This is a genomic window from Pseudomonas sp. B21-051 (genome assembly GCF_024748795.1).
GTDB lineage: Bacteria > Pseudomonadota > Gammaproteobacteria > Pseudomonadales > Pseudomonadaceae > Aquipseudomonas > Aquipseudomonas putida_A.
The window spans coordinates 3,396,111-3,407,261 of record NZ_CP087166.1; the positions used below are offsets into that span (position 1 = coordinate 3,396,111).

The window sequence follows — 11,151 nt, forward strand, 5'->3', positions numbered from 1 at the left end:
CCTTAACGCCGATGGGCCAGCGAACGTACTAGCCGGTCGCCCAGGCTCTGCACGCCCTGCACCAGAATGACCAGCACCACCACAGTGGCGACCATCACTTCATTGTTGAAACGCTGATAGCCGTAACGGATCGCCAGATCACCGAGGCCGCCACCGCCAATCACCCCGGCCATGGAAGAAAAACCGATCAGCATCACCAGCGTCAGGGTGATCCCCGCCAGTAGTGCCGGCAGCGCTTCGGGCAGCAGCACTTTGAAAATCACATGACGAATATCGCCGCCCATGGCGAGGATCGCTTCAATCCGTCCCTTGTCGACTTCATCCAGCGCGTTCTCGACGATCCGCGCAAAAAACGGAAACGCGCCAATGGTGATCGGCACCACCGCAGCGGTGCTGCCCAGGGTCGTACCAACCAGCAGACGCGTAAGCGGAATCAGCGCAATCAACATCACCACAAACGGCAGCGAGCGCCCCAGATTGACCAGCGAACCCAGCGCGGCGTTGAGCCGAGGCAGCGGCCACAGGCCATCGCGCCGACTGACAAACAGCAAAACTCCGAGCGGCAAACCGATCAGCAGCGTGAACAGCCCGGCGAGCAAGACCATGTACAGGGTTTCGCCGGTGGCGTTGAGCAGCAGTTGCAGGATTTCATCCCAGTTGATCGTGCGGTTCATGACTGGGCCGCCCGCACGCCGTATTGCTTGAGGAAGCTGAGCCCGGGGATGTTGTGGCCCAGCGGCAGACCGCAGGTTGGACGTAACGAAGTGCCGAGACTCGATTGCGCATCGGCGAGCAAACGCGGCACCGGGCCGGCCTCGACCAGGCGCCCATCCGCCATCAACGCCGCGTGATCGCAGATCGACTTGACCACCTCCAGCTCATGGGTGATCAGCACAATGGTCACGCCCAGTTGCCGATTGATATCGCGCAGCAGGTCAAGAATCGACGCAGTGGTTTCCGGATCCAGCGCACTGGTGGCTTCGTCCGACAGCAGATACGCAGGCTCCGCTGCCAGGGCGCGGGCAATCCCGACCCGTTGTTTTTGCCCACCGGACAACTGCGAGGGAAAGGCTTGCGCCTTGTCCGTCAAACCGACCAGTTCCAGCAGCTCGCGCACCCGCACATGGCGCCACGGTTTGCCGACGTTGGCGATTTCCAGCGGCACGGCGATGTTGTCGAACACGGTGCGCGAATGCAGCAAATTGAAGCCCTGGAAAATCATGCCGATGCGCTGCCGCTGGCGACGCAGGTCGCTGGCGGACAGGGTCAGCAGATCCACACCGTCGATGAGGATTTGCCCGCTGTCCGGGCGTTCGAGCAGATTGAGACAGCGCAACAGGGTCGACTTGCCTGCGCCGCTGCGCCCGAGGATGCCGTAGATCGCGCCGTCGGGAATACTCAGCGACACCTGATCCAGTGCCGGCGCCGGCGCCGCCGGGTAGGTCTTGCTCAACTGCTCGACGACGATCATGGCTTGGCATCCTCCACCGGAATCACCGAACCCTTGAAGTTATCAGTGATGTATTTCGCCACTTGCGGCGAGGTCAGGTCTTTGGCCAGTTGTGCGATGCGCGGATCGTTTTGCAGTTTCGGCGTGGTCACCAGAATGTTGGCGTACGGATTGTGCTCGGCCTTCTCCAGCCCCAGCGCATCCTGGGCCGGCACCAGTCCGGCTTCCAGCGCGTAGTTGCCGTTGATCACCGCAAGGTCGACGTCGTCCAGCGCCCGAGGAATTTGCGGCGACTCGATCTCAAGGATCTTCAGCTGTTTCGGGTTCTCGGCGATGTCCTTGGGTGTGGCCTGATCGGCTGCCGGATCCTTGAAGCCGGGCTTGAGTTTGATCAGGCCGTTGTCCTGCAACAGGTACAGCGCACGGCTCAGGTTGGTGACGTTGTTGGGCACGGCGACGGTGCCTTTTTCCGGCACGTCGGCGAAGCTTTTGTGCCGGCGCGAATAGATGCCCAACGGCTCGATATGCACCGTGGCGGCCACCGCGAGCTTCTGTCCCAGCGCTTGTTCCTGGGATTTAAGGTACGGCAGATGCTGGAAGTAATTGGCATCGACATCGCCATGCACCAACAGCTCGTTGGAGTTCACGCCGTTGGGAATCTCGATGACCTTGAGGTTGAGTTGCGGATCGATTGTCTGGATGTACGCGAGAATCTGCGCGTGGGGCACCGGGTCGGCAGCCACGCGCAATGGCTCCAGTGCCTGCGCGCCAAACGAAGTCACCAGCGCGCCGAGCACGGCCAGGGTCAAACCTGCTTTTTTCAACATGTGCGGAGTCCTTGAGCGAGTGATGAATCAGGCGTTGGCGGTTTTACGAGCCGGTGCGGCGGGCATCAGCGCGTCGGCATAGAAGCGCCGGGCGACGTCGGGGTGCGAACGCAACCGTCCCTTGAGGTAGTTCCAGCCGACATCGCGAAACAACGGATTGAGCGGATCACTCGCCGGGCCACGCGCTTCGCGCAGCAGCGCGGTGGGCAACGGATACAGCGGCACCACAGCATCGAGTTGCGCGCCGAGGAAGAAGGCGATGGACAAGCGCTCGCTGCCTGCGGGCGGCGACACCACCCGATGCACTGTGGCGCGCAGATAACCGTTGGTGGCCAGCTCCAGTAGCTCGCCAATGTTCACCACCAAGGTGTTTTCACGCGGCAGCGCATCGATCCAGCGCCCCTCCTCGACTTCCACTTGCAACCCGGCCTGCTGGTCTTGCAGCAGAAAGCTGAGGAACCCGGAATCCTTGTGCGCGCCGACGCCCTGCTGGCTCGCGCTGGCGACCTGGCCTGGATAGCGCATCAACTTGATGTGTTCGTTGGGCTTGTCGCCGTACAACTGATCGAACGCGTCCGCCCGCAGCGACAGCGCCTGGGCAAAGGCACGCAACAGACGCAACGCCATGCGCGTCATCGCCTGTTGCCATGCGAGCAATAGCGGTTTTAGTTCTGGCAGCGCCGCCGGCCATTGGTTGGGCCCCTGCAAGCGCGCCCACAACGGACTGTCCGCGTCCAACGGCAACGCTTCGCGCTCGGCGCCGAGATCGAACTGCTCACGCCAGTCGGGTTGACCACGGGTGAACTCGGAAGCGGCACGGTTGTAACCGCGAAAGTGCGGCGAATTGATCATGCCGACGGCGGTCTTTTCCTGCTCGGACAGAGCGAAGAACTGCCGTGCGTGATCCTGCACCTGTTTGAGCAGGTGGCTGTCGATGCCATGGCCGGTGAGATAGAAAAAGCCGACGTCACGCGCGGCGTGACGCAGGTTTTCAAGAAATTCATAACGCTGTTGCGCGGTGCCTTCGAACAACGAAAGGTCCAGCGTCGGCAGCGTGGTGATATCGAGGGTATGCGGCATGATTCACTCCCGTGTGAACCAAACCTGAAGAGCCTTTGATCGATTCAGCGTGTGCCGTCATGGCAATCGGGGGTCTATCGGTTTGATGCGTTTGATTCGTCGTGAGACAAAACTAAACGATCTTAAAAACCACGAACAAATACCCTTTTTGCATTAGCTTAGGCCTGACGCTCAGGTTCGCTGTCTTCACGCGACAGCTCTGCCGCTTCAACTGATCAACGTGCCGGATCATAAAACGGTTCGACTGCCACCCGGCTGCCGACAAAGAAACTGTCAGCCACCAGCCGCAGTGGCTGCAGATCGACGTCGCTGGCCCGATCGCCAATCAGTTGCCGGAAGTGTCGATACACCACCGTGTACTCGCCTTCTTCCGACACCGCTTGGCGCACGCCGTCGATGCTCAGCAGCGCCCCGCCGTTGTCCAGGCGCAGCAGCCCTTCGGCGCAGCGAATCTCGATGCTCCAGAGTTCATCGTGACCGTGGTCGAAATCGAACTCGGCCTGCACGTCGAGCCCGTGCGCATCGGACATCTTGATCGACGCGGCAATCGGCGACTGGCAGTTGTCCGGTACGCGCAGTTCGGCGGACTTCACAAACAGAGGCTGCGTCAGCAAATAAGTGACGATCGACAAGGCATTGATGCCCGGATCGAAAACGCCCAGACCACCCGGTTGCCAGATCCACGTCTGACCGGGATGCCACTTGCGCACGTCTTCCTTCCAGTCGATCTGCACGCTTTGCAGCGTGCGGCCGGCGAGCCAGTCGCGGGCGGCTTCAATGCCGGGGGCGTAGCGCGAATGCCAGGCGAACAACGCACTGACACCCTGTTGCTGCGCTTGACTGACCAGGGCCAGCGCCTCGCCCAGCGTGGCGCACGGCGGTTTTTCCACCAACACATGTTTGCCGGCGGCCAGCGCCTGCTGCACCAGTGCAAATCGTCCTTGCGGCGGCGTACAAAACGCAATCGCATCCACCTCGGGGCCGTTCTCCAGCAACTCGCTCAACGAGTGAAAGTTCTCCACCCCGGCACAGGGTGCACCCTGCGTGGCGACCGCCACCAGACGAAATCCGGGATTGGCGTTGATCGCCGGAACATGTTGATCCTGGGCAATCTTGCCGTAGCCCACCAGACCGAGACGGATCGGTTGCATCAGTGACTCCTGTTTTTGTCTTGTTGTCGTCAGCGAGTGCGCAGATTAGCCGTAAACGTCAGGGAATACCCAGCTGAGTCTGATCAAAAAACCGCAGACGCCAGCGCTCACTTCACTGCACGGGTAGCAACGCTGATGCAGCGGCGCAAACAAAGAAAGCCTGCTTTTCAGGGCAGGCTTTTCACGTTCACAACGCTGCAGTCACTTCTGCTGCGCGGTCAACGCCGAGTAACTGTTCATCAAGTTCCGGTAGTTCGGAATCCGCTGCGACAGCAGATTGCCCAGCCCTTCGATGTCGTTGCGCCAGTCGCGGTGCAGCTCACAGGCGACCGAGAACCAGTTCATCATTTGTGCGCCGGCCTGGGTCATGCGGCTCCACGCGGCTTGCTGGACGGTGGTGTTGAAGGTGCCGGAGGCGTCGGTGACGACGAATACGTCAAAGCCTTCGGCCAGTGCCGACAGGGTCGGGAATGCGACGCAGACGTCGGTCACCACACCGGCGATGATGATCTGTTTGCGGCCGGTGGCCTTGATCGCCTTGACGAAGTCTTCGTTGTCCCAGGCGTTGATCTGGCCTGGGCGGGCGATGTACGGCGCGTCCGGGAACATTTCTTTCAGCTCCGGGACCAGCGGGCCGTTGGGGCCTTGTTCGAAACTGGTGGTGAGGATGGTCGGCAGGTTGAAGAATTTCGCCAGGTCGGCCAGGGCCAGGACGTTGTTCTTGAACTCGTTCGGCGAGAAGTCCTGAACCAGAGAAATCAGACCGGTCTGGTGGTCGACCAGCAGGACTACGGCGTCGTCTTTGTTCAGGCGGTTGTAGGTTGCAGTGCTCATGTTTGAATCCCTTTTCTTGGTTGAGGTAGTGGGCGTTGCGTTGAACATGGGCACAGATTACTGACGCAACCGGAACCGATAAATCGGTTGAAAAGTGTTTCACTGTCAACTTGAAGCGGACAATCGAGCGTCCCTGAGCTCGATTGCAAGCAAAGTTCGGTGGTGAGGGGTTATGAGCTAATAACACCTTCATTAAACCGTCTTTCAAACGTTGTACTAGGATAGGATCCACATCCTGACATTTGCGCCGACCAGGGAACATGCTCGACGCAGGTCAGGAATGGGACTGTTTCACCTGCAACTCATGGATGATGTTTATGAATTCACACCTGTTTCCCCACATCGGTAAAGTCATTGCGAGCACCGGCAGCCGGCACTTTCCGCGAATGCTGCATGACCTGATCCAGACGCAACTGGCGGTGGACGCCACACACATTCGCCAGATGCGCGTCGAGCCGGTGGGCCGCCCCGCCCATCGCCACCCACCGGAAACCGGCAAAGACTCGGCCCAGCAGGCTGAAACGGTATTCTGCGAACAGATTGCCGCACGCTCGAGCGAGCCAATGGACACGCCAGACACGGCCAGCGCCGACGCCTCACAATTGCACCTGACCCGGCGCAAGGACGGCTACCGCTACGTGATTTCGGTGTATCGCAACGACCAGTCGCAACGGTTCTCGGCTCAGGAGCAGAGTTTGTTGCAGGACATATCTCCGGTGCTGTTGCCGATGGTGGAAAAACACATTCACGCCCTGCAACCCCAGCAGACCAACACAGAAGACCCGTTGCCCAGCGCTGATGGCGCGCAACAGGGCCTGGAAAACCTGCGGCTACGCTTCAACGAGCGTTTGCAGCAACTGGGCCTGAGCCTGTCCAATCGCGAAACCGAAGTGTGCATCGGCCTGCTCGCCGGGCGTACCGCGCCGGAGCTGGCCGAGCAGTTGCAGTTGAAGGTCAACACGGTGGAAAGCTATCTCAAACGCGCCGCGATCAAACTGGGGATCAGTGGCCGGCATTCGTTGATGCGCTGGATGTATTCGCCGGAGGACGCCAGCCACGCCACCAGCGCAGCCTGAGTCCACAACCGAACAAAAAACCGCCGCCCTCCCCGGGTGGCGGTTTTTTTACATTGGAGGCCTAATCCTTCGGCACAACTCTGTCCAGCGCTTGATTCACCGCCAACTCCCCCAGCATCACCACCTGCGCAATGCCCAGCGCCGTATTGCGACCCGGCCCTTCCAGCGTGCCGGCGAAATCACCAAGCATGACAGTGGCCGAGGCCAGGGATTCGCAGGCGTTGGCCAGCAGCGATTCAGTGTCGGTTTGCGGGTTGACCAGGAACATGCTGCTGGGGGTGTAAGGCGTCGCCATGATGTGCGCGGGCGCAAGGTAGTGATCGAGGGCGCGTTCGGCGGCTTCGTGGAGTTTTCTCGAGTTGAGGGATTCGTAGGGTGATAGCGGGTCTGTGGCCGGCGGATTGGGTGGGGTTTCGGGCATCAGCTGAAACTCCGATCGAGGCACTTTGAAAGAATGATGACCTGTAGGAGCTGCCGCAGGCGGCGATCTTTTGATCTTGATCTTGATCTTGATCTTGAAAAACAAAATCAAAAGATCGCAGCCTTCGGCAGCTCCTACAGGGGACCGGGCAGTTAGTTCGGCACGCGGCGGCCATCGAGTACCCGGTTGACCATCAGTTCACTGAGCATGATCACCTGATGCAGCATCAGCATGGCCCGGCGCTGTGGGTTATCGACGGTGTCGCCGATGTCGCGGGCCATGTCGCTGGCGGCGGCCAGGGATTCACAGGCTTCGACGAGCAAGGTTTCTTCATCCACCTCGGGGTCGATGAGGAAGATTCTGTTCGCCTTGCATGACGAGGTTGAAGGGATCGAAATCTTCAGGGCGCCGGGGTTGAGGTAGAAGTTGATGGCGCGGTCGATTGCCGCTTTTATCTTCTGCGGGTCGAGGGCCGGGTCGTACGGGATCGAGGTGTCCGGGGGGTTGGGTGTGGCTTTGAACATGGATGAAGCTCCTGCTTAGCAAAAGTAAGGAGCCATCACTCTCGCTACCAAACGAGGGTGGCGGCCATACGCGGGTTGGTAGACCGGTCTAAGCAGGAAAACCCGGCGCTCCCGAAGGAGCCCCACGCATGGCCACCATAAAATCGAGTCCCTGAAAAAGGACTGCACACGGTGTCGCCATCACACTTAGAAACGGGCTACCAAACCCCATCACTGTTTTGCAGTGACAGGGAAACGATATAGCTCGCCCCATAGCCGTGTAAGCCGGCGGATTCTGGCGTACGCGTAGGTAACGGCGCAAGGCGTTGTAGCCGTTATGGCGTAACGGTTCGTGTACTTTAAACGTGCTTGCGGGGGTGCGTTTATGGTGTGTGTGGAGAACCGGGATTGCTCCTGTAGTTTTGATGTCGTCTGGCAGACCGCTTTCGCGAGCAGGCTCGCTCCCACAGTTGGAACGAGTGCATTCAGTTGCGAGGTTGGTCGGCTTGTAGGCCGTCATCGCTGGCAAGCCAGCTCCCACAGTTGGGTTGACGAAAAACAGGGACGGGTTCGTGACCCGTCCCTTTCGATTTGTGCGCTTCAGGCACGAGCCCGGCCAATCAGCTTCGGCAATCAGTCCCGCGCCAGCGCCTCGATCGGATCGAGGCGCGATGCATTACGCGCGGGGACGAAGCCGAAGACGATGCCGATCAGCGTCGAGCAGATCACCGCCGTCAGCACCGAGGCCATGGAGAACACCATCTCCCATTCCTTGATGAACAGCGAAAACAGATGGCCGATGGCATACGACAACGAGATGCCGATCGCCCCGCCGAGCAGGCAGACCATCACCGCTTCCACCAGAAACTGCTGACGAATGTCCGACTGACGCGCGCCGACCGCCATGCGAATGCCGATCTCGCGGGTACGCTCGGTGACCGACACCAGCATGATGTTCATCACGCCAATGCCGCCGACCACCAGCGAAATCACCGCGATCAGCGACAGCAGCAAGGCCAGCGAGCGACTGGTTTTCTGCACGGTCTGCATCACGCTGTCGAGGTTGTTGGTGTAGAAGTCCTTGATGCCGTGGCGTTGCAGCATCAATTGGGTGACGTGATTTTCCACGACTTTGCTCGACTGGCCGTCCTTGATCCGCACGCTGATGCTGTCGAGAAAACGTTGACCCAGGATACGTCCGGCGGCGGTTTCGTAGGGCACCCAGACGTTGAGAGTCTTGCCTGAGGCAAACAGGTTTTTGTTCTCGGCCGCCACGCCGATCACCGTGCACGGCAGGTTGCCGATCAGGATCACCTGGCCCAGCGGATCAACGCCCTCGGCGAACAGCCGATGCCGGGTGTTGTAGTCGATCACCACCACCTGCGCCTGACGCCGGGCATCGGTTTCGCTGAAGGTGATACCCGCCTCCAGTTTGATCCCGCGCACCTGAAAGTACTGATCGCTGACGCCGTTGATCTGCGCGTCGAGGTCGATGTTGCGGTAACGCAGGAGCATGCTCCGGCCGACCACCGGGGTGGCGCTGTCGACGTAATACAGCTGATTCAGCGCGGTGACGTCGGCCGGCACCAGTGTCTCGATCGAGGCCGCGCGCTTGTCGCCGAAACTGCTGCCGGAATAGATATCGATGGTGTTGCTGCCGATCGCCGAAATGTCCTTGAGCACGTAATTTTTCGCGCCCTCGCCGATCGCCGAAATCGACACCACCGAGGTGATGCCGATGACGATCCCGAGCATGGTCAACAAGGTGCGCATGCGGTGCGAAATCAGCGCCACCCAGGCCATGTTGAACGCTTCCTTGAACAGCCCGAGGCTGGCCACCAGGCGGCGGGTCGCCGGTGGTTTGGGCGGCACCTCCTCTTCGTCCGACAGTTGCCCGGTGTCGCGCTGGTTGCGGCGGTCGCTGAGGATTTCTCCATCGCTGACTTCGATGATGCGCTCGGCATTGGCCGCGACTTTCGGGTCGTGGGTCACCAGAATCACCGTGTGCCCGGCCGCGTGCAGCTCCAGCAGGATTCGCATCACTTCTTTGCCGCTGGCGGTGTCGAGGGCGCCGGTGGGTTCGTCGGCGAGGATCACTTCACCGCCATTCATCAAGGCTCGGGCGATACTCACCCGTTGCTGCTGACCGCCGGAGAGCTGGCTCGGGCGGTGAGTCAGGTGCCCATCGAGGCCCAGTCGCGCCAACAACTCGCGGGCGCGGGCGTGGCGTTGTGGCGCGGGAATGCCAGCGTAAATCGCCGGCATCTCGACGTTGTGCATCGCGCTCAAATGCGGCAGCAAGTGATAGCGCTGGAAGATGAAACCGAAGTAATCGCGGCGCAGCTCGGCCAGCGCCTGATCGTCGAGGTCGCGGGTCTCCTGGCCGTTGATCTTGTAGCTGCCGGCAGTGGCGTAATCGAGGCAGCCGAGGATGTTCATCAGGGTTGACTTGCCGGAACCGGAGGCGCCGATGATCGCCACCATTTCCCCGGCATTGATTGTCAGGTTGATGTCCTTCAGCGCGAGAAACTCGCGGTCGCCAGCGGTGAAACTGCGGGTGATGCCGGTCAATTGCAGCAACGCTTGCGTCATGCTCAAGCCCCCGCCACGGCAGGCAGCGGATCACCGATCACCACCCGCTCGCCTTCGCTGAGGCCCTGATTGATCTGCACTTTGACGTTGTTGTTGATCCCGGTCTGCACGTTGCGCGACTGCGCCTGGCCCTTGGCGTCGAGCACCCGCACCGGAAAACTGCCATCAGCATTGCGCGGGCCGAGCGCGGCCACCGGCACGGTCAGCACCGATTGCGCGGTATCGAGGACGATGCGCACCTGCGCAGTCATCGAGATGCGCAAGCGATGGTCGGGATTGGGCACCTCGAACAGCGCGTTGTAGAACACCGCGGTGTTTTGTTTCGGGGTGCCGGCCGGCGGTGTTTCGAGGAAGTTCTGCGGCGCAGGCTCCGTGCCGCGCAGCTTGCCGTAATAGCGCTTGTCCTCGCCGAGAATAGTGAAATACACCTGCTGCCCCGGCGCGATATGAATCACGTCGGCCTCCGACACCTGGGCCTTGATGGTCATGGTGTCCAGATCTGCCAGTTTCAGCAGGATCGGCGCCAATTGGTTAGCAATCACGGTCTGGCCTTCCTGGGTGACGATGCCGACCACGTCGCCATCGATCGGCGCGACGATTCGCGTATACGCAAGGTTGACCTTGGCGGTGTCGATCTGAATGTGCGCACTTTTGATCTGCGCGTCCAGCGACAGCAAATTGGCCTGCTGCACCTCGTAGTCCGATTGCGCGGTTTCGAAATCCTGACGCGAGATCGACGCGTCTTCCTGCAGGTTCTGATAGCGCTCGTAGATCGCTTTGGTCTGTTTGAGCTGGGCCTGCGTGGCGCGCTTTTGCGCCTGCAGGTTTTCCTCATCGACCTGCGCCTGACGCAGGGTGTTCTGCAGCACCAGCGGATCGATCTCGGCCAGCCACTGGCCCTTCTTCACCTTGTCGCCCACCTTGACCTTGAGCGACTTCAACTGCCCCGACACCTGAGCGCCGACATCCACCTGCTTGACGCCTTCCAGCAAACCAGTGGCGAGCACGGTGTTTTCGATATCCGAGCGTTCGACCGGGGCGGTCTGGTATTTCGGCGCTTCGGCCGGTGCCTGCACCGTGTACAGCACCAACCCGGCCACCGCCGCCAACGCCAACCCCATACCGACTTTGCGCAACTTCGACTTTTCCATAAATAACCACAAGTCCGTTCAGGGATGAACCCGGCCAGCGGCCGGGTCTTGATAGAACAACCACAC

The 11,151-nt window shown here is 60.5% G+C and carries 11 protein-coding genes; 1 reads left to right on the top strand and 10 read right to left on the bottom strand.

Annotated features, from left to right (window positions below):
• Positions 1-2 precede the first annotated feature (2 nt).
• The 6 genes from LOY52_RS15135 to ycaC form a co-directional block, all read right to left on the bottom strand.
• A complete protein-coding gene (locus LOY52_RS15135; protein WP_408980401.1) occupies positions 3-674 on the bottom strand; it encodes a methionine ABC transporter permease in 672 nt (223 codons plus the stop codon).
• The gene (locus tag LOY52_RS15140; protein ID WP_258674751.1) at positions 671-1,471 is read right to left on the bottom strand and encodes a methionine ABC transporter ATP-binding protein; all 801 of its coding nucleotides are present in this window, start codon (positions 1,469-1,471) and stop codon (positions 671-673) included. Before LOY52_RS15140 ends, LOY52_RS15135 begins: the two co-directional genes overlap by 4 nt.
• Positions 1,468-2,277 carry a MetQ/NlpA family ABC transporter substrate-binding protein gene (locus tag LOY52_RS15145; protein ID WP_258674753.1) on the bottom strand — a complete coding sequence of 270 codons (810 nt, stop codon included), beginning with the start codon at positions 2,275-2,277 and terminating at the stop codon, positions 1,468-1,470. Before LOY52_RS15145 ends, LOY52_RS15140 begins: the two co-directional genes overlap by 4 nt.
• Positions 2,278-2,304: 27 nt before the next feature.
• Positions 2,305-3,357 (bottom strand): isopenicillin N synthase family oxygenase, encoded by a 1,053-nt coding sequence (locus tag LOY52_RS15150; protein ID WP_258674755.1) that lies wholly within the window; start codon positions 3,355-3,357, stop codon positions 2,305-2,307.
• A 215-nt stretch (positions 3,358-3,572) separates the two neighbouring features.
• Positions 3,573-4,508, bottom strand: coding sequence for a Gfo/Idh/MocA family protein (locus LOY52_RS15155; RefSeq protein WP_258674757.1), 936 nt, complete (start codon positions 4,506-4,508; stop codon positions 3,573-3,575).
• A gap of 201 nt (positions 4,509-4,709) precedes the next feature.
• Positions 4,710-5,342 (bottom strand): isochorismate family cysteine hydrolase YcaC, encoded by a 633-nt coding sequence (ycaC, locus tag LOY52_RS15160; RefSeq protein ID WP_007966399.1) that lies wholly within the window; start codon positions 5,340-5,342, stop codon positions 4,710-4,712.
• Positions 5,343-5,659: 317 nt separating this feature from the next.
• On the opposite strand from ycaC, the gene LOY52_RS15165 reads away from it, so the two are divergent.
• The gene (locus tag LOY52_RS15165) at positions 5,660-6,418 is read left to right on the top strand and encodes a helix-turn-helix transcriptional regulator (RefSeq protein WP_258674759.1); all 759 of its coding nucleotides are present in this window, start codon (positions 5,660-5,662) and stop codon (positions 6,416-6,418) included.
• 61 nt (positions 6,419-6,479) lie between these two features.
• Here the strand turns inward: LOY52_RS15165 and LOY52_RS15170 are convergent, their stop codons facing one another.
• From LOY52_RS15170 to macA, 4 genes are all read right to left on the bottom strand, one after another.
• Positions 6,480-6,839, bottom strand: coding sequence for a DUF6124 family protein (locus LOY52_RS15170; RefSeq protein WP_258674760.1), 360 nt, complete (start codon positions 6,837-6,839; stop codon positions 6,480-6,482).
• A gap of 152 nt (positions 6,840-6,991) precedes the next feature.
• Positions 6,992-7,363, bottom strand: a complete 372-nt coding sequence (locus LOY52_RS15175) for a DUF6124 family protein (RefSeq protein WP_258674763.1) — start codon at positions 7,361-7,363, stop codon at positions 6,992-6,994.
• Between the two features lie 612 nt (positions 7,364-7,975).
• Positions 7,976-9,934, bottom strand: coding sequence for a MacB family efflux pump subunit (locus LOY52_RS15180; protein ID WP_135295543.1), 1,959 nt, complete (start codon positions 9,932-9,934; stop codon positions 7,976-7,978).
• Positions 9,935-9,936: 2 nt separating this feature from the next.
• The gene (gene macA / locus LOY52_RS15185; RefSeq protein ID WP_098968301.1) at positions 9,937-11,085 is read right to left on the bottom strand and encodes a macrolide transporter subunit MacA; all 1,149 of its coding nucleotides are present in this window, start codon (positions 11,083-11,085) and stop codon (positions 9,937-9,939) included.
• Positions 11,086-11,151: the final 66 nt, after the last annotated feature.